Origin of the sequence: Enterobacter sp. IF2SW-B1 (assembly GCF_001743375.1) — a bacterium.
In the GTDB taxonomy this organism is placed as follows: Bacteria; Pseudomonadota; Gammaproteobacteria; order Enterobacterales; family Enterobacteriaceae; genus Enterobacter; species Enterobacter bugandensis.
Map to the genome: position 1 here is coordinate 1 of NZ_MJAA01000002.1, position 18,451 is coordinate 18,451.

The window sequence follows — 18,451 nt, forward strand, 5'->3', positions numbered from 1 at the left end:
CACACTATCGTTAACTGAATACATAGGTTAACGAGGCGAACCGGGGGAACTGAAACATCTAAGTACCCCGAGGAAAAGAAATCAACCGAGATTCCCCCAGTAGCGGCGAGCGAACGGGGAGCAGCCCGGAGTCTGAATCAGCTTGTGTGTTAGTGGAAGCGTCTGGAAAGTCGCACGGTACAGGGTGACAGTCCCGTACACGAAAATGCACAGGTTGTGAACTCGAAGAGTAGGGCGGGACACGTGGTATCCTGTCTGAATATGGGGGGACCATCCTCCAAGGCTAAATACTCCTGACTGACCGATAGTGAACCAGTACCGTGAGGGAAAGGCGAAAAGAACCCCGGCGAGGGGAGTGAAAAAGAACCTGAAACCGTGTACGTACAAGCAGTGGGAGCACCTTCGTGGTGTGACTGCGTACCTTTTGTATAATGGGTCAGCGACTTATATTCTGTAGCAAGGTTAACCGTATAGGGGAGCCGCAGGGAAACCGAGTCTTAACTGGGCGTTAAGTTGCAGGGTATAGACCCGAAACCCGGTGATCTAGCCATGGGCAGGTTGAAGGTTGGGTAACACTAACTGGAGGACCGAACCGACTAATGTTGAAAAATTAGCGGATGACCTGTGGCTGGGGGTGAAAGGCCAATCAAACCGGGAGATAGCTGGTTCTCCCCGAAAGCTATTTAGGTAGCGCCTCGTGAAYTCATCTTCGGGGGTAGAGCACTGTTTCGGCTAGGGGGCCATCCCGGCTTACCAACCCGATGCAAACTACGAATACCGAAGAATGTTATCACGGGAGACACACGGCGGGTGCTAACGTCCGTCGTGAAGAGGGAAACAACCCAGACCGCCAGCTAAGGTCCCAAAGTCATGGTTAAGTGGGAAACGATGTGGGAAGGCACAGACAGCCAGGATGTTGGCTTAGAAGCAGCCATCATTTAAAGAAAGCGTAATAGCTCACTGGTCGAGTCGGCCTGCGCGGAAGATGTAACGGGGCTAAACCATGCACCGAAGCTGCGGCAGCGACACTATGTGTTGTTGGGTAGGGGAGCGTTCTGTAAGCCGTYGAAGGTGKSCTGTGAGGCATGCTGGAGGTATCAGAAGTGCGAATGCTGACATAAGTAACGATAAAGCGGGTGAAAAGCCCGCTCGCCGGAAGACCAAGGGTTCCTGTCCAACGTTAATCGGGGCAGGGTGAGTCGACCCCTAAGGCGAGGCCGAAAGGCGTAGTCGATGGGAAACAGGTTAATATTCCTGTACTTGGTGTTACTGCGAAGGGGGGACGGAGAAGGCTATGTCAGCCGGGCGACGGTTGTCCCGGTTTAAGCGTGTAGGTGTGTGTTCCAGGCAAATCCGGTTCACTTTAACACTGAGGCGTGATGACGAGGCACTACGGTGCTGAAGTGATAAATGCCCTGCTTCCAGGAAAAGCCTCTAAGCATCAGGTAACACGAAATCGTACCCCAAACCGACACAGGTGGTCAGGTAGAGAATACCAAGGCGCTTGAGAGAACTCGGGTGAAGGAACTAGGCAAAATGGTGCCGTAACTTCGGGAGAAGGCACGCTGATATGTAGGTGAAGTCCCTGCGGACGGAGCTGAAATCAGTCGAAGATACCAGCTGGCTGCAACTGTTTATTAAAAACACAGCACTGTGCAAACACGAAAGTGGACGTATACGGTGTGACGCCTGCCCGGTGCCGGAAGGTTAATTGATGGGGTTAGCGGCAACGCGAAGCTCTTGATCGAAGCCCCGGTAAACGGCGGCCGTAACTATAACGGTCCTAAGGTAGCGAAATTCCTTGTCGGGTAAGTTCCGACCTGCACGAATGGCGTAATGATGGCCAGGCTGTCTCCACCCGAGACTCAGTGAAATTGAACTCGCTGTGAAGATGCAGTGTACCCGCGGCAAGACGGAAAGACCCCGTGAACCTTTACTATAGCTTGACACTGAACACTGGTCCTTGATGTGTAGGATAGGTGGGAGGCTTTGAAGCGTGGACGCCAGTCTGCGTGGAGCCGTCCTTGAAATACCACCCTTTAATGGCTGGTGTTCTAACGTGGACCCGTRATCCGGGTTGCGGACAGTGTCTGGTGGGTAGTTTGACTGGGGCGGTCTCCTCCCAAAGAGTAACGGAGGAGCACGAAGGTTAGCTAATCCTGGTCGGACATCAGGAGGTTAGTGCAATGGCATAAGCTAGCTTGACTGCGAGAGTGACGGCTCGAGCAGGTGCGAAAGCAGGTCATAGTGATCCGGTGGTTCTGAATGGAAGGGCCATCGCTCAACGGATAAAAGGTACTCCGGGGATAACAGGCTGATACCGCCCAAGAGTTCATATCGACGGCGGTGTTTGGCACCTCGATGTCGGCTCATCACATCCTGGGGCTGAAGTAGGTCCCAAGGGTATGGCTGTTCGCCATTTAAAGTGGTACGCGAGCTGGGTTTAGAACGTCGTGAGACAGTTCGGTCCCTATCTGCCGTGGGCGCTGGAGAATTGAGGGGGGCTGCTCCTAGTACGAGAGGACCGGAGTGGACGCATCACTGGTGTTCGGGTTGTCATGCCAATGGCACTGCCCGGTAGCTAAATGCGGAAGAGATAAGTGCTGAAAGCATCTAAGCACGAAACTTGCCCCGAGATGAGTTCTCCCTGAGACTNGCTCCTAGTACGAGAGGACCGGAGTGGACGCATCACTGGTGTTCGGGTTGTCATGCCAATGGCACTGCCCGGTAGCTAAATGCGGAAGAGATAAGTGCTGAAAGCATCTAAGCACGAAACTTGCCCCGAGATGAGTTCTCCCTGAGACTWTAAGTCTCCTGAAGGAACGTTGAAGACGACGACGTTGATAGGCCGGGTGTGTAAGCGCAGCGATGCGTTGAGCTAACCGGTACTAATGAACCGTGAGGCTTAACCTTACAACGCCGAAGCTGTTTTGGCGGTGAGAGAGACGATTTTCAGCCTGATACAGATTAACAGAATTTGCCTGGCGGCTTTAGCGCGGTGGTCCCACCTGACCCCATGCCGAACTCAGAAGTGAAACGCCGTAGCGCCGATGGTAGTGTGGGGTCTCCCCATGTGAGAGTAGGGAACTGCCAGGCATCAATAACAGAATTTGCCTGGCGGCTTTAGCGCGGTGGTCCCACCTGACCCCATGCCGAACTCAGAAGTGAAACGCCGTAGCGCCGATGGTAGTGTGGGGTCTCCCCATGTGAGAGTAGGGAACTGCCAGGCATCAAATTTAGCGTGCTGATATGGCTCAGTTGGTAGAGCGCACCCTTGGTAAGGGTGAGGTCCCCAGTTCGACTCTGGGTATCAGCACCACTTTATACTTAGGTTAAAGTTCGGCAAGAAGTAAAAGAATTTGTCTGGCGGCTTTAGCGCGGTGGTCCCACCTGACCCCATGCCGAACTCAGAAGTGAAACGCCGTAGCGCCGATGGTAGTGTGGGGTCTCCCCATGTGAGAGTAGGGAACTGCCAGACATCAAATAAGTGAAAAGGCCATCCGAAAGGATGGCCTTTTTGCGTTTCTGCGCTGCACAAATCGTAGGCCGGGTAAGGCGAAGCCGCCACCCGGCAGAGCAAACGACTAATGAATTACCTGCGATAAAAATGCTCGCGTACGTTCTGACTTCGGATGCGCAAAGAACTCATCCGGCGGTGCCTGCTCAACAATCTCGCCGCGGTCCATAAAGATCACCCTGTCAGCTACCGTTCTGGCAAAACCCATCTCATGCGTTACGCACAGCATCGTCATGCCGGATTGGGCCAGCCCAATCATGGTATCCAGAACCTCCTTCACCATTTCCGGATCCAGCGCAGATGTTGGTTCGTCAAACAGCATGATTTTGGGTTTCATGCACAGCGAACGGGCGATAGCCACGCGCTGCTGTTGCCCGCCCGAGATCTGACCTGGAAACTTATTGGCATGCTCCGCGATACGTACGCGTTCAAGGTAGTGCATCGCCAGCGCCTCCGCTTCCTGTTTCGGCATCTTTCGGACCCAAATCGGCGCAAGCGTACAGTTCTGCAGAACGGTCAGGTGTGGAAACAGATTAAAGTGCTGAAATACCATTCCCACTTCCTGCCGCACGCGTTCGATATTGCGGATATCTTCATTCAGTTCAATACCATCAACCACAATGCGCCCTTGTTGATGCTCTTCAAGATGGTTAATACAGCGAATGGTTGTGGATTTACCTGAACCGGAAGGGCCGCAAAGGACGATGCGTTCGCCCTGCTTTACCTTAAGATTGATGTCCTTCAGGACATGAAACTGTCCATACCATTTATTGACGTTTTCCAGCGTAATCATCGCGTTGGCGGTTGTCATAGTCATTTGGCTCATAATTTCCTCAGTGCGGTGTACGCCCGGTGTTAAAGCGCTTTTCCAGATGCTGGCTATAGCGCGACATGCTAAAACAAAAGATCCAGTAGATCAGAGCGGCAAAGACATATCCCTCGGTGGACATACCCAGCCAGACAGGGTCAACGGTTGCCTGCTGCACGCTGCTAAAGAGATCGAACAATCCGATGATGATCACCAGGCTGGTATCTTTAAAGAGAGCAATGATTGTATTGACCAGCCCAGGGATAACCAGCTTGAGTGCTTGCGGAAGGATCACCAGCCCCTGCGTTTTCCAGTAACCGAGCGCCAGCGATTCCGCCGCTTCGTACTGGCCTTTAGGCAATGCCTGCAGGCCACCACGTACAACTTCAGCGACATAGGCGGACTGGAAGAGAATCACCCCGACCAGGGCACGGATCAGCTTGTCGATCGTTGTACCTTCCGCCATAAACAGTGGCAGCATGACCGACGACATAAACAGTACGGTGATAAGCGGTACGCCGCGCCAGAACTCAATAAAGATAACGGAGAGCACGCGTACGACCGGCATTTTTGAACGGCGACCCAGGGCGAGTAAAATACCCAACGGTAGCGCGCCGGCGATCCCTACTGAAGCGATAATCAATGTCAGCGTCAGGCCACCCCACTGGCGTGTTTCAACGCGTTCCAGCCCCAGAAAACCGCCATACAGCAGCACCCAGACAATAATCGGATAAACCACCGCCCAGACGGCAATATAGCGTCCACGGTGAGGCAGCTTTTTCCAGAACATGACTGCAACAGAGAGCAGGCCGATAACCAGCGCCAGATTAATCCGCCAACGCTGTTCGTGGGGATACAACCCATACATGAACTGACCGAAGCGCTCATGAATAAATACCCAGCAAGCGCCGGCTTTTGTGCAATCAGCTCGGGTTGAACCGACCCAGTTGGCCTGTATAACCGCCCAGTTCAGCAGGGGAGGAATCAATTCCCACATTAGCCACAGGCAGACAATCGTCAGCAGGCTATTACTCCAGCTGGAGAAGAGATTCTTGCGTGCCCAGAGAATAAAACGTCCACCCGTCGAGCTGGCAGGGGGCGAGGAGTGCGACAGTATCGCTTTTGTCATCATAGATCCTTAGCGCTCGACCAGTGCTATACGACGGTTATAAAGGTTCATCAGCAACGAAATGGCCAGACTGATGATTAGATAGACGGACATGGTGATGGCAATGGTTTCTATGGCCTGTCCGGTCTGGTTAAGCACGGTTCCGGCGAAGAGAGACACCATATCCGGATAACCAATGGCAGCTGCCAGCGATGAGTTTTTGACAATGTTGAGATACTGGCTGGTCAGGGGCGGAATGATCACCCGTAAAGCCTGCGGAATAATGACCTGGCGAAGCGTCACGGTATTCGGCAAACCGAGTGAACGTGCCGCCTCGTGCTGCCCGTAAGGCACGGCCTGGATCCCGGAGCGGATGATTTCCGCAATAAACGCGGAGGTATAAATTGAAAGCGCCAGCGTGAGTGCTGCCAGTTCAGGAATTAACACCATACCACCCTGGAAGTTGAACCCGCGTAGGTGAGGAATATCCCAGTGCAAGGCTGCACCAAAAAGCCAGTGAGCAACTAACGGTAAGCCAGCAATCAGCGCAGCGGCAACTGGCCATGTTTTACGAAGCTGTCCGATTTTAATCTGATGCTTACGGTTATAGCGGAACAGGCCGACGGAAATCGCGAGCGCAACAATAATGGCGACGATAAAGGAGTAAATCCCTTCGGCCACCTGCGGAGAGGGAATGTATAACCCACGATTACTCAGGAAAAACAGCTCAAACGCATCGACGGCCTGGCGGGGACCGGGAAGATTACGCAGCACCGCGAAATACCAGAAGAAGATCTGCAGCAGCGGTGGGATGTTGCGAAACGTCTCAATATAGATGGTGGAAAGCTTTCGCAGCAGCCAGTTTTCAGAAAGACGCGCCAGCCCAATAAAGAAGCCCAGGATGGACGCGAAGACAATACAAAGTGCCGATACCAACAGCGTATTCAGTAAACCGACCACAAACACGCGTCCGTACGTGTCACCCTCCTGATAGTCGATAAGGTGCTGAACAATCCCAAAGCCCGCGCTGCGATCCAGAAACGCAAAACCTGAGGTGATACCTCGATTATTCAGGTTAGTGATGGTGTTATGGATGAGATACACGGCGATAAGAACAACCGCAACAATAGCAATAATCTGGAATAGCCAGGCGCGGACCGCGGGATGAGAAAAGGATAGCGATCCTTTTACGGCTGAGCGGCGATGGGACATAAAGAAACCTCAGTAACCATGACTCTGGAGTGGGCACTGCCCGAGCAGTGCCCGTTACAGCTATGACTTAACGTACTGGTGGCGCGTACTGAATACCGCCGTTATTCCAGAGATTGTTCTGGCCGCGTTTGATCTTCAGCGGGCTTTCCGATCCCACGTTACGCTCGAAGATCTCAGCGTAGTTACCCACCTGTTTGATGATGTTGTAAGCCCACTTGTTATCCAGCTTCAGATCCTTGCCGAAATCACCTTCTTTACCGAGCAGGTGCGCCATATCCGGGGTGGAAGGATTCGCCGCTTTCTCATCAACATTTTTCGAGTTGATGCCCATCTCTTCTGCATTCAGCATGGCAAACAGCGTCCAGCGAACGATAGAGAACCAGTCTTCATCGCCACGACGCACAACCGGTCCGAGAGGTTCTTTGGAGATCACTTCAGGCAGGACAATCCATTCCGCCGGATTGCTCAGCTTAATGCGTAAGGCATACAGCTGTGACTGGTCAGAGGCCAGGGTGTCGCAGCGACCGGATTCCAGCGCTTTGGCTGATTCATCCGAGCGGTCGAAAGTTACAGGGGTGTATTTCATCTTATTTGCTTTGAAATAATCCGCGACGTTCAGCTCGGTATCGGTACCCGCCTGGATACACACGGTGGCGCCATCCAGTTCTTTGGCGCTTTTCAGGCCCGCTTTATTGTGGGTCAGGAAGCCGATGCCGTCATAATAGGTCACGCCCGTAAATGACATCCCCATACCTGCATCGCGGGAGGAGGTCCAGGTGGTGTTACGCGAGAGCATGTCAACTTCGCCGGACTGCAGCGCCGTAAAGCGCTCTTTCGCCGTCAGCGGGGTGTATTTTACTTTGCTGTCATCACCAAAAACCGCTGCTGCGACGCCACGGCAGACATCCACATCAATACCGGTAAATTTGCCGTTCGCATCTGCATAAGAGAAGCCAGGCAGACCGTCGCTGATACCGCATTGAACAAAACCTTTCTTTTTAACGGCATCCAGCGTCGTTCCCGCATGGGCTTGACCGGCTATGGCAAACAACATGCCTGCAGCGGTCAGGCTGGCTATCATCGTCTTTTTCATAATGGATCCTGTGTGGCGAAATTTATTGTTATAGAAGCGTTTTTAAGCGCTTAACCTGTCTGTGGCATTGGCCAACGTTTATAAAGCAAACGTAATGCCAGTTTTGAGTTCATCGAGATAAGAGAAAACTGAACGCTTAATGCAGAGTGTAGACAGGCTTAAATAAAATGAGCGCCCCGAAACAGTGCGAAATTACAACCTGTGCCACAAATTGGAGCAAAAGTTTTAACCGGGATGAAATAAAAAGAAGAGATAGTTTCTTAGGTGAATATTGGCAGAGTATTCAATAGTATTAATGTATGAAAATCATCAGAGATAAGAAAAAGGTGTTGATAGCGGTTGGTTGAAATGAAATATAAGAATAAATGCGGAACTTTTTTTATTTATTAGAAAATGGTGCACTCATTAAAAGCAAAAGCGCGGCCGGAGCCGCGCTTTCTGAACAGATGTTACTTCGTCAGGGCAACAATACCTAACGTTAAACCCGCTACTGCGGCAGCGCCGCCGGCGATGGCACCCGCTGTTTCCCAGTTGTCCTGGGTGGTGCCTTTCATACAGGTATTGGTATGAACCAGTCGGCCCTGATCATCGTAAACCGGTACACAAGGAGAGTCGTGCGCGCAACCAGCAAGCAGCGCAGCGAGAAGTGCAACGGAAATGAATCTTTTCATGATGTTACCTCAGTATTATTTCTTATTCGCTACAAAGCCAGGAGGGCTATTAACGAACTGGAGATTATTTTACCACCAGGGTAAGTTCCCGTTACACGTGGAATAATCTCAAATTATGTAGTTTGTAAAAATCATGGAGAAAAAGCGTTTTCTGGATAAATTCATGGAGAAATTATGGAGTCGCAAGAGGGCGCTTTTACTTAATGCAAACTCATGAATTTTTAATATGCGATTCAATAATGACTAATCCATTGTTTATATTAAAATAAAAAAGGCACCAAACGGTGCCTTCAGGGATACGTTAATCCTTATGGTTGGTAAACCGTCTCCGGACAACCACAAAGAAAACGGGCACAAAGAAAATAGCCAGAAGCGTTGCGGAAAGCATGCCTCCCATCACACCCGTACCGACGGCGTTTTGCGCGCCGCTCCCGGCTCCGGTGCTAATTACCAGCGGCATGACGCCAAGAATGAAGGCCAGGGAGGTCATCAGGATCGGGCGAAGGCGCATTCTTGAGGCTTCCAGCGTGGCCTCAATGATACCTTTACCTTCTTTATCCATCAGGTCCTTAGCAAATTCGACGATCAGGATGGCGTTTTTCGCCGATAACCCAATCGTTGTGAGCAGGCCGACCTGGAAATAGACGTCATTGTTTAACCCGCGCAGCGACGCTGCGAAAAGAGCCCCGATGACGCCTAACGGCACAACCAGCATGACAGAGAAGGGTATGGACCAGCTTTCATACAGTGCAGCCAGGCACAGGAACACCACGATCAGTGAAATGGCGTACAGTGCAGGCGCCTGGTTACCGGAAAGGCGTTCCTGATAAGACATTCCCGTCCAGTCATAGCCGATGCCGGAAGGCAGTTTTGCCGCCAGGCTTTCCATCATCACCATGGCCTCACCGGTACTTTTACCTGGGGCTGACTCACCGAGGATCTCCATGGACGGCATGCCGTTATAGCGTTCCAGACGAGGAGAACCGTAAACCCAGTGAGCGCTGCTAAAGGATGAGAACGGCACCATTTCCCCATTCGCGCTGCGCACGTAGAGATTGTTGATGTCCCCCGGCAACATTCGGAATTTCGCATCCGCCTGGACGTAAACTTTTTTCACGCGGCCATGATCGATAAAGTCATTCACATAGGTACCACCCAACGCCGTCGATATCGTCTGGTTGACGTCAGAAATGCTAATCCCCAGCGCCTGCGCTTTCTCCTGATCGACATCCAGTTTGAACTGCGGTGTATCCTCCAGGCCGTTAGGACGCACGCGAACCAGCAGGTCAGGGTGCTCTTTCACCATGCCGAGCAGCTGATTACGCGCCTGCGTCAGCTGGGTATGCCCCAGGTTTGCCTGATCGATAAGTTCAAAGTCGAAGCCCGTTGCGGTTCCCAGTTCGATAATGGCAGGCAGGTTAAACGGAAATACAAGGCCGTCTTTAATCTGGCTGAACGCTTTTGTCGCTCGGCCCACGATGGCCTCAACGCTATTTTTCTCCCCAGAACGTTCTTCCCAGGGCTTCAGGCTGACGAAGGCGATACCGGAGTTCTGGCCCTGACCGCTAAAGCTAAAGCCGTTAACGGTAAAGACGGACTCAACGTTCGCTTTCTCTTTGGTCAGATAGTAGTCCTGAACCTGGTCGAGAACCTGCTGAGTACGCGTCTGGGTCGCACCCGCCGGGAGTTGAACCATCGTCATAAATACCCCCTGATCCTCTTCAGGCAGGAAGGAGGTAGGTAAGCGCAGGAACAGCACCGCCATCCCACCGACAATAATGACGTACACCACCAGATAGCGGCCGGTCTTACGCAAAATACCGCTTACGCTGTTGCTGTAGTGCTCCACGCTCTTATCAAAGAGCGCATTGAACCAGCCAAAGAACCCCCCTTTCTTCTCATGATGATCGCCAGAGACGGGCTTAAGCAGCGTTGCGCAGAGTGCGGGCGTCAGGATCAGCGCAACCAGCACGGAGAGCGCCATGGCGGAAACGATAGTCAGCGAGAACTGGCGATAGATGGCGCCCGTCGAGCCACCAAAAAAGGCCATCGGGACAAAGACCGCCGAGAGAACCATCGCGATCCCCACCAGCGCGCCCTGGATCTGCTCCATCGACTTCTGCGTGGCCTCTTTCGGCGGCAGCTTGTCCTCTACCATCACGCGCTCAACGTTCTCGACCACCACGATGGCGTCATCAACGAGTAGCCCTATCGCCAGTACCATCCCGAACATCGTCAGGGTGTTGATGGAGAAACCGAACGCCGCAAGAACCGCGAAGGTACCCAGCAGAACCACCGGCACCGCGATCGTCGGAATGAGCGTCGCGCGCAGGTTTTGCAGGAACAGATACATGACCAGGAAAACCAGAACGATCGCTTCAAACAGGGTCTTCACCACTTCATGAATAGAAATTTTCACAAAAGGCGTGGTGTCATAGGGATAGACGACCTTCAACCCCTGCGGGAAGAACTGTTGCAGTTGCGCCAGTTTGCTCTTGATGGCTGCCGCGGTATCCAGCGCGTTTGCCCCGGTTGCCAGCTTAATCCCAAGGCCGGTGGCTGCCTGCCCGTTGATTTTGGTCACCATATTGTAGTTTTCGCCGCCGAGCTCAATGCGAGCGACATCCTTCAGGTGAACCATCGAGCCGTCCTGGTTCACCTTGAGCGTCACGCGGCCAAACTCTTCCGGTGATTTCAGGCGAGTTTGCGCGATGATGGAGGCATTCAACTGCTGTCCAGGAACCGATGGCGTACCGCCCAGCTGACCTGCTGCTATCTGGTCGTTCTGCGTTTTCAGCTGGTTGATAATATCCAGCGGCGTCAGCTGGTACTTATTCATCGCGTTGCTGTCGAGCCAGATGCGCATCGCATACTGGGCGCCAAACAGCTGAACGTCGCCGACACCCGTCGTTCGGCTGATAGCATCTTTGACGTTCGAGGCGACATAGTCGGAGATATCATCCTGAGTGAGGTTTTTGTTGTCCGAAACAAAACCGGCGACCAGCAGGAAGCTGCTGCTGGATTTCTCAACGCCAATCCCTTGCTGCTGTACCTCTTGCGGCAGCAGCGGCATGGCGAGCTGCAGTTTGTTCTGCACCTGCACCTGGGCGATGTCCGGATCCGTTCCTGACTCGAAGGTCAGTGTGATGGTGACATTACCTGCTGAATCGCTGGTGGAAGACATGTACATCAGGTTGTCGATACCGTTCATGTTCTGTTCGATAACCTGGGTCACGGTATCCTGCACCGTCTGGGCATCAGCGCCGGGGTAGGTCGCAGAAATCGCCACGGCTGGCGGAGCAATCGTCGGATACTGGGCGACGGGCAGTTTGAGAATGGCCAGCCCGCCTGCAATCATCAAAATGATGGCAAGTACCCAGGCGAAAACCGGCCTTTGAATAAAGAAATTAGCCATGTCGTCGTTCCTTAACTGGCGGGAGTCGTGGTGGTATCTGGCGTGGCGACGACGGTAGCCCCTGGTCTGACTTTTTGTAATCCGCTGACAATCACGCGGTCACCGTTTTTCAGCCCTTCCGTCACCAGCCAGCGGTCGCCAATGGCCTGAGGCGCAACGACGGTACGTGATTCAACTTGGTTTTTATCATTAACCACCAGCACGGTTGCGTCGCCTCGCGGCGTTCGGGTCACGCCCTGCTGCGGAACCAGAATGGCATCTGGCTGTGTGCCTTCATCAATTCGGGCGCGAACGAACATCCCCGGTAACAGCAGGTGTTGAGGATTCGGGAAAATGGCGCGCAGCGTGATTGAGCCGGTGCTTTCATCCACCGTAACGTCGGAGAACTGCAGGGTGCCTTTCAGCGGATAGGGCTGACCATTCTCCATCAGCAGCTCAACGCTGCTGGCCGTGTCGCCTTTTTGCAGGCTCGTCTGCTTCAGGCGCATAAATTCATTGCTCGACTGGGTCACATCGACATAAATCGGATCAAGCTGCTGGACCGTCGCCAGCGCTGCGGCCTGTCCGTTCGTCACGAGCGCCCCTTCCGTCACGCTGGATTTGCCGATGCGGCCATCGACAGGGGACGTTACTTTGGTATACGCAAGGTTGATACGTGCGCTTTCAACGCCCGCTTTTGCGGCGACAACGCTGGCATCTGCCTGCTGGGCCGTAGCCACGGCCTGGTCATACTCTTGTTTACTGACATACTGTGTTCCCACCAGTGGGAGATAACGTTTCACCGTCAGGTGTGCAATATTGGCCGCCGCCTGCGCCTTTGCCAGCTCGCCTTTCGCGCTGTCGTAAGCCGCCTGATAGGTCGCAGGATCAATTTGATAAAGTGAGTCCCCAGCTTTTACATCGCTACCTTCCGTGAAGTTGCGACGCAGAATGATACCGCTAACCTGTGGACGAACCTCCGCAACGCGGAACGCATCTGTTCTGCCCGGGAGTTCAGTTGTGACGGCCAGCGGCGCACTTTTCACGATATGGACGCTGACCTGAGGCGCCTGTGCATGTTGTTGTTGATTTTCCTGGCCATCGCATCCAGTGAGCAGTACAGCGCAGACAATGAAACCGGCTAAGGGTAAACGTCTGAAATGATTCGTCATGACTGTTCCTTTAAATACCCATTAACCGATGTTTGCCGTAGATCGGTAGTGGGGCAGAGGGAAAAAATAAAATGTAGCTGCGTATAATAATGAGGGTATTTAATGTTTTTTAATTTATAAGTGCGAATGACGAGGCCTGAGAGGAAAATCAGAATCAGTCCCGTAGAAAATACGGCTATACTTCTGCCCGCTAAATCAGGCTAATAGAGCTTAACCGGTAAATTTATTCATTCCGTGAATTTAATTCCGGGCATGTATTTAGATTGTTTATAGATTAAGTAAATTGACTTTTTTTGTGCAAAATTAAAACGGCTTTTAGTGAATACTTCCAGCCATCCGAACCTGATGTTATGTATATACCCTGCGAGTAAAGAGTAGCTGTCAATGGCGCGTAAAAAGAAAGAAGAGGCTCAACAAACCCGACAGCAGTTGATTGAGGCGGCTATCGGGCAGTTTGCGACGCGAGGCGTAGCCAGCACGACGCTGACGGATATCGCCGATGCCGCAAAGGTTACGCGTGGTGCTATCTACTGGCACTTTACCAGTAAAGCAGAGATATTTAATGCCATTTGGGAACAGCAATTACCGCTACGTGACATCATTCGCGACAGGCTTTCTCTCTCCGAAAATGATGATCCGTTGTTAATACTTCGTGAGCAATTCATTACTGCGCTTCAGTATATCGCACGCGAACCCCGTCAATGTGCGCTATTACAAATTTTGTATCATAAATGTGAATTTACTAGCGATATGATTTCAGAGGATGAAATTCGGAAACGTATTGGGTTCAATTATGATTCTTTGCGCGTTACGCTGGAAAAATGTATTTCTCGAAACATCATTTCGTCGCAGGTGAACGTTGAGCTGACCATGATCGTATTCCACGGTTTTTTTAGCGGCATCATTAAAAACTGGTTAATGAATACCGACAGTTTTAATCTTTATCAGCAGGCGCCAGCCCTGGTCGACAGTATTCTGGCGACACTCCCTCTCTTGCGCGTGTCGCCTCATAATGATTACGGCTCAGCGCCTGGCAACATTTCACCCCGTGCACAAAGCGCCTCGATGGTCTGCACGCTGGCGGGTTTACCTAACAGATAACCCTGTAAGGTATTACAGCCCAGCTCCGTCAAAAAGACTTGCTGCGCTTCGGTTTCCACACCTTCGGCCACGACTTTCAGGTTGAGCGTTTTCGCGAGGGCCACAATCGCAGAGACAATGGTGGCATCTTCGCTTTCACCGCTTAACTCTTTCACAAACGCTCTGTCTATCTTCAGTTCACAGGCCGGTAAACGCTTAAGATACAGCAGGCTCGAATATCCGGTCCCAAAATCATCAATCGAGGCTTTCACCCCAGCATCCGTCAGCTCTGTCAGCACCCGCACGCTCTCATCTGGGTTGCTCATCGCCGTAGTTTCCGTGACTTCCAGGATCAACATTTCCGGCGGGACGTGATGACGCTCCAGGCAGTCGAGCACTGTTTTAACCAGCGAGGGCTGTTCGAACTGCAACGTCGACAGGTTTACTGCCATTGACCAGTTTCGATGCCCCTGCAGATGCCATTCTCTCAGCTGGCGACAGGCTTCATTGAGCACCCAGTTACCAATAGGGATGATAAGCCCGGTTTTTTCCGCCAGCGGCAGGAAAAGATCCGGCGTCAGTAAACCCTGCTTAGGATGCTGCCAGCGCAGCAGCGCTTCAAACCCGAGGAGAGGGCCCGCGGGCGCGTGAAACTTTGGCTGATAAAGCAGGCGCAGTTCATTACGATCGACGGCCATCCACAGATCGTTCATTAACTGAAGATGGGTCTGCGCCAGAGTGTTCATGGAGGGCTGGAAAAAGTGATAGCCGTTTCGGCCCATATGCTTGGTGTGATACATCGCCGCGTCGGCGTTAAACATCAGCTCACGTTCGGTTTTGCCGTCGTGAGGGTACAGGGCGATACCAATGCTAAGCGTTACCACCAGTTCGTAGGGGTCGAGAGTGAACGGGCTATCGATCGCCCGCACCAGCGAATTTGCCAGCGAGGCCGCATCGTCCGGACCTTCTCCCTCAGCCAGCAGAACAAACTCATCGCCGCCAATGCGTGCAAGGGTAAACTGGCCCTTCAGGAGATGCAGCAGACGCTGCGTAACGGCGACCAGCAGCCTGTCACCGACATCATGGCCGTAGGCGTCATTGATGGCTTTAAAACCGTCGAGATCCATGAACATCAGGGCGAAATGGGTACCTTCACGGTCAGCTTTGCTGATGGCCTGATCGAGCCGGTCCTCCAGCAGGATACGGTTGGGCAGACGCGTCAGCGTATCGTGCAGCGCCAGCTGCGCAAGTTCCCGGTTCGCTTCTGCCAGCGACGAGGCCAGAAGGGCGGTTCGTGCCTGCAGGCGGGCATCCAGCATCGACACCAGCAGGGTGATCCCAAGAATAGAGAGCGCGACGACGCTGACCAGCACGGCCAGCCAGCTGCCGTTAATACCATGATGGTGAACCATGGTGGACATTGGAAACTGCGCGGCCTTCATCCCGGCGTAGTGCATACCGGCGATAGCAATTCCCATCGTGATGGCGGCACCCAGGCGCATCAGCACCACCTGAGCGGCTTCGTGACGCAGGCGGAAGGTCAGCCACAATGCTGCAAGCGAAGCGGCAAGCGCAATCACGACCGAAATGGCCACCCACAGCGTATCCCAAACGATCCCCGGCCTCACCTCCAGCGCCGCCATACCGGTGTAATGCATGGCAACAATGCCGATTCCCATCACCAGAGCGCCGGGGAGCAGGCGGCGCATGCGCAGCTGTTCACAGCTGACGAGCCATAGCGCAAACAGTGACGACCCCACGGCGATGACCATAGATAAAATCGTCAGGGTCGCGTTGTAGCTCATGCTCATGGAGAGATCCATCGCCAGCATGCCGATAAAGTGCATGGCCCATACGCCAATGCCCATCGCAACACCGCCTCCCGCCAGCCAGACGCGCGCTGCGACGCCCTGACTCCCGGCGACGCGTGCAGCCATATTCAGCGCGGTGTAAGCAGCAAGGATGGCAACAGCAAAGGAGAGGGCTACAAGGATAGGGTTGTATTGGCTAACCAGCATGGTCGGTTCTACTCGAGTATGACGTTACGCAGGAGAGGTTGATAAGGGCGAGACATTATCACCGTCAGGTAACGGCTCAAAGGGATTTAAATCCCCGTTTTTAGTGGGCAATACGGGGAGGCCGATGACGGCAGGGTGTTAATCGAGTTCTGAACAGTTCACTAATTTCAGCGGATTGACGGAGTTCATATTGCGGCACTTGTCGGTTTCGGTGCTCATCAGTTCAATCCACTGCATCAGGAGGGCATCGAATAGAAAAACGGAGATTGCAAAGACGACCAGCCACCAGTATTTACGAATCATTGTGTCATTCCGCGAGAAGAGAGCCACTGAAGTGGTGGAAATATACACGAAAAGAAGCGGTTTAAAAGCGAGATAAGCAAAGGTTTACAAAGCGTTGACGGTGAAAGAATAAGACAATAAAAAAGGCGCATCCCCATGCCAGGTAGCGCCTTTTTAAACAAGCAGTTAGCTAATCGAAATTAGTTCATGCCGTATTGTAAAATACAGAGTCATTATACGTAATTTATTATCACTCTAGATAATTTGTATTCATCATAAATAATTGATGCGGAACGAGATATTTATTTTTTATTGGCTCGCATTGTATCATCAGTTATCAGTTACTCCCTGCATACAGTTGTCAAAAAGGTTGTCATTAACTCTATGGCCGAAAATAAACTCTCAGATGTTCAATTGCGTGCGTTAACCCGCAAAGTCATCGAAAAACCTTTTGATGTTGCTGACGGTGGCAGCCTTTCTGTTCGCGTTACACCATCAAGGCGCAAAATCCTTGATGGCGAGAAGAGACCGGCCAATAACATCCAATGGTTGTTCCGTTATAAGAATAAGCATAAAAGCGCCAATACTTTGACGCTAGTGCTAGGCAAGTATCCTGCCTTATCTCTTGCTGAGGCGAGGGTGAAACGCGACCAATGCAAACGGTGGCTTGCTCATAATCTAGATCCTAAAGACCAGTTTGACCAAGAGTCAGCAAAAACCATGAAACCTGTCACTATCAGGGAGGCATTGGAACGCTGGATTAATGAGTACGCGGCGGAAAACCGGGTCAACTTTGAAAGGCATAGACGCCAATTCGAAAGACATATTTATCCTTTCATCGGCGAATTGCCACTTGAACAGTGCTCTAAAGCAAGATGGATGGAGACATTTAGCAGAATCAAAAAAGTCGCGCCGGTAGCAAGCGGCTACATATTAGGTAACTGCAAGCAGGCGTTGATTCACAACCGCAGGCTGCACGATGTTTACAGTGATGCGCTGGAGGATATCAAAGTTACTGATGTTGGAAGAAAGCAGGCAAAACGTGATCGTGTTTTAACTTCTGAAGAACTTAGTGGCCTTTGGAATGCGCTAAAAAGCGAATATGCGTTTCTACCTTACTACACCGCGCTTTTAAAATTGCTAATAGTGTTTGGTGCAAGAACACAAGAAATTCGTCTTTCGACATGGTCGGAATGGAACGTGAAAGAATGGATTTGGACAGTTCCGCGAGAACATAGCAAGGGTGGGGAGAAAATCATCCGACCCGTGCCTGAATCTATACAGCAATTTATTTTACAGCTACGCCAAAATCACCTTGATAGCGGAATGCTGCTTGGTGAAATGAAGAAACCCGAAGCTGTCAGCCAGTGGGGGCGTATCTTATACAGCCGATTAGAGCATTCAACGCCGTGGACGTTGCATGACCTGCGCCGCACTTTTGCCACCAGTCTAAATAACTTGGGGATAGCCCCGCATGTGGTTGAACAGTTGCTGGGCCACTCAATGCCAGGAGTGATGGCAGTGTACAACCGTAGCCAGTACATCCCGGAAAAACGGTTAGCCTTGGACAAATGGATAAAATATTTAGAAAAAATAAACCCTTTAAAATCAGACAATTAAAAATTGATGATAATATAGAATTATGTAGCGTTATTTGCAGTTAAGTTTATGAATTTAAAGGGTATTTACTGCTGATACAATGTGAGTATTATTGTCATGTAGTAATAAAAAGCCCCCAGCAGAACTGAGGGCTTGAATAAGGCGGGGATCGGTTCACGTCGCCAAACAGAAAACCGAACCCCTTAATACCAAAAAGCCGGTGAAGGCTGTAATGGTCGCGTTCTTTGTTAACGCAACATAATCATAAATCATTACAGACCACATATCCACCGGCCATGTTTTGAGGGCCGTAAGATGGAATTACTGACTGCTAAGCAAGTCACAACACTAACAACATTATCCCGCATGACTATCTGGCGCTATATCCAGGCTGGCACGTTTCCTAATTGCATAAAATTAGGGCCAAAACGTGTGGCCTGGCGGCGCAAAGATGTTATGGCGTGGCTTGAAAGCCGCCAGCCAGTTCAGCGCTGAGG

At 51.8% G+C, this 18,451-nt stretch carries 12 protein-coding genes, 1 tRNA gene and 4 rRNA genes; 8 read left to right on the forward strand and 9 right to left on the reverse strand.

Translation table 11 applies throughout. The features are described 5' to 3' along the window. The 5 genes from A6013_RS04330 to rrf (A6013_RS04350) all read left to right on the forward strand — a co-directional run. Positions 1 to 2,913: ribosomal RNA gene (locus A6013_RS04330) — 23S ribosomal RNA — on the forward strand; the annotation flags it as partial. 67 nt (positions 2,914 to 2,980) lie between these two features. Further along, positions 2,981 to 3,096 (forward strand): 5S ribosomal RNA (rrf, locus tag A6013_RS04335). A 17-nt stretch (positions 3,097 to 3,113) separates the two neighbouring features. Beyond that, positions 3,114 to 3,229, forward strand: a 5S ribosomal RNA gene (gene rrf / locus A6013_RS04340). 14 nt (positions 3,230 to 3,243) lie between these two features. After that, positions 3,244 to 3,319, forward strand: a tRNA-Thr gene (locus A6013_RS04345). A gap of 43 nt (positions 3,320 to 3,362) precedes the next feature. Beyond that, positions 3,363 to 3,478 (forward strand): 5S ribosomal RNA (rrf, locus tag A6013_RS04350). A gap of 106 nt (positions 3,479 to 3,584) precedes the next feature. On the opposite strand, the gene A6013_RS04355 is transcribed toward rrf (A6013_RS04350), so the two are convergent. From A6013_RS04355 to A6013_RS04385, 7 genes are all read right to left on the reverse strand, one after another. Further along, positions 3,585 to 4,343 (reverse strand): amino acid ABC transporter ATP-binding protein, encoded by a 759-nt coding sequence (locus A6013_RS04355; RefSeq protein ID WP_041907797.1) that lies wholly within the window; start codon positions 4,341 to 4,343, stop codon positions 3,585 to 3,587. Positions 4,344 to 4,350: 7 nt separating this feature from the next. Next, entirely contained in the window at positions 4,351 to 5,454 is a 1,104-nt protein-coding gene (locus tag A6013_RS04360; RefSeq protein ID WP_069732628.1) for an amino acid ABC transporter permease, read from the reverse strand. Between the two features lie 9 nt (positions 5,455 to 5,463). Then, entirely contained in the window at positions 5,464 to 6,645 is a 1,182-nt protein-coding gene (locus A6013_RS04365; protein ID WP_069732629.1) for an amino acid ABC transporter permease, read from the reverse strand. Between the two features lie 67 nt (positions 6,646 to 6,712). Next, on the reverse strand, positions 6,713 to 7,738 hold the full coding sequence (locus A6013_RS04370; RefSeq protein WP_028014619.1) for an amino acid ABC transporter substrate-binding protein: 1,026 nt from the start codon (positions 7,736 to 7,738) through the stop codon (positions 6,713 to 6,715). A gap of 449 nt (positions 7,739 to 8,187) precedes the next feature. Further along, positions 8,188 to 8,409: a lipoprotein gene (locus tag A6013_RS04375; RefSeq protein ID WP_008502867.1), complete on the reverse strand. Its 222-nt coding sequence runs from the start codon at positions 8,407 to 8,409 to the stop codon at positions 8,188 to 8,190. A gap of 301 nt (positions 8,410 to 8,710) precedes the next feature. Next, positions 8,711 to 11,824 carry an efflux RND transporter permease subunit gene (locus A6013_RS04380; protein ID WP_069732630.1) on the reverse strand — a complete coding sequence of 1,038 codons (3,114 nt, stop codon included), beginning with the start codon at positions 11,822 to 11,824 and terminating at the stop codon, positions 8,711 to 8,713. A gap of 11 nt (positions 11,825 to 11,835) precedes the next feature. Continuing rightward, positions 11,836 to 12,975 (reverse strand): efflux RND transporter periplasmic adaptor subunit, encoded by a 1,140-nt coding sequence (locus tag A6013_RS04385; RefSeq protein ID WP_028014617.1) that lies wholly within the window; start codon positions 12,973 to 12,975, stop codon positions 11,836 to 11,838. Between the two features lie 384 nt (positions 12,976 to 13,359). Here A6013_RS04385 and envR point away from each other — a divergent pair, with 384 nt between their 5' ends. Then, positions 13,360 to 14,076: an acrEF/envCD operon transcriptional regulator gene (gene envR / locus A6013_RS04390; protein ID WP_063155260.1), complete on the forward strand. Its 717-nt coding sequence runs from the start codon at positions 13,360 to 13,362 to the stop codon at positions 14,074 to 14,076. Here envR and A6013_RS04395 read toward each other — a convergent pair. Continuing rightward, complete coding sequence (locus tag A6013_RS04395) at positions 13,992 to 16,073, reverse strand: bifunctional diguanylate cyclase/phosphodiesterase (protein ID WP_069732631.1); 2,082 nt, start codon at positions 16,071 to 16,073, stop codon at positions 13,992 to 13,994. The genes envR and A6013_RS04395 overlap by 85 nt on opposite strands. Positions 16,074 to 16,211: 138 nt before the next feature. Then, positions 16,212 to 16,376 carry a DUF2556 family protein gene (locus A6013_RS04400; RefSeq protein WP_014885446.1) on the reverse strand — a complete coding sequence of 55 codons (165 nt, stop codon included), beginning with the start codon at positions 16,374 to 16,376 and terminating at the stop codon, positions 16,212 to 16,214. A 363-nt stretch (positions 16,377 to 16,739) separates the two neighbouring features. On the opposite strand from A6013_RS04400, the gene A6013_RS04405 reads away from it, so the two are divergent. After that, positions 16,740 to 17,975 (forward strand): site-specific integrase, encoded by a 1,236-nt coding sequence (locus A6013_RS04405; RefSeq protein ID WP_069732632.1) that lies wholly within the window; start codon positions 16,740 to 16,742, stop codon positions 17,973 to 17,975. 294 nt (positions 17,976 to 18,269) lie between these two features. Further along, positions 18,270 to 18,449 (forward strand): AlpA family transcriptional regulator, encoded by a 180-nt coding sequence (locus A6013_RS25000; protein ID WP_001439227.1) that lies wholly within the window; start codon positions 18,270 to 18,272, stop codon positions 18,447 to 18,449. Positions 18,450 to 18,451: the final 2 nt, after the last annotated feature.

What these genes read in the sequence shown, in the direction of transcription:
- A6013_RS04355 (WP_041907797.1), bottom strand. Translation starts at nt 4,343, where the DNA reads ATGAGCCAAATGACTATGACAACCGCCAACGCGATGATTACGCTGGAA.
- A6013_RS04360 (WP_069732628.1), bottom strand. Translation starts at nt 5,454, where the DNA reads ATGACAAAAGCGATACTGTCGCACTCCTCGCCCCCTGCCAGCTCGACG.
- A6013_RS04365 (WP_069732629.1), bottom strand. Translation starts at nt 6,645, where the DNA reads ATGTCCCATCGCCGCTCAGCCGTAAAAGGATCGCTATCCTTTTCTCAT.
- A6013_RS04370 (WP_028014619.1), bottom strand. Translation starts at nt 7,738, where the DNA reads ATGAAAAAGACGATGATAGCCAGCCTGACCGCTGCAGGCATGTTGTTT.
- A6013_RS04375 (WP_008502867.1), bottom strand. Translation starts at nt 8,409, where the DNA reads ATGAAAAGATTCATTTCCGTTGCACTTCTCGCTGCGCTGCTTGCTGGT.
- A6013_RS04380 (WP_069732630.1), bottom strand. Translation starts at nt 11,824, where the DNA reads ATGGCTAATTTCTTTATTCAAAGGCCGGTTTTCGCCTGGGTACTTGCC.
- A6013_RS04385 (WP_028014617.1), bottom strand. Translation starts at nt 12,975, where the DNA reads ATGACGAATCATTTCAGACGTTTACCCTTAGCCGGTTTCATTGTCTGC.
- envR (WP_063155260.1), top strand. Translation starts at nt 13,360, where the DNA reads ATGGCGCGTAAAAAGAAAGAAGAGGCTCAACAAACCCGACAGCAGTTG.
- A6013_RS04395 (WP_069732631.1), bottom strand. Translation starts at nt 16,073, where the DNA reads ATGCTGGTTAGCCAATACAACCCTATCCTTGTAGCCCTCTCCTTTGCT.
- A6013_RS04400 (WP_014885446.1), bottom strand. Translation starts at nt 16,376, where the DNA reads ATGATTCGTAAATACTGGTGGCTGGTCGTCTTTGCAATCTCCGTTTTT.
- A6013_RS04405 (WP_069732632.1), top strand. Translation starts at nt 16,740, where the DNA reads ATGGCCGAAAATAAACTCTCAGATGTTCAATTGCGTGCGTTAACCCGC.
- A6013_RS25000 (WP_001439227.1), top strand. Translation starts at nt 18,270, where the DNA reads ATGGAATTACTGACTGCTAAGCAAGTCACAACACTAACAACATTATCC.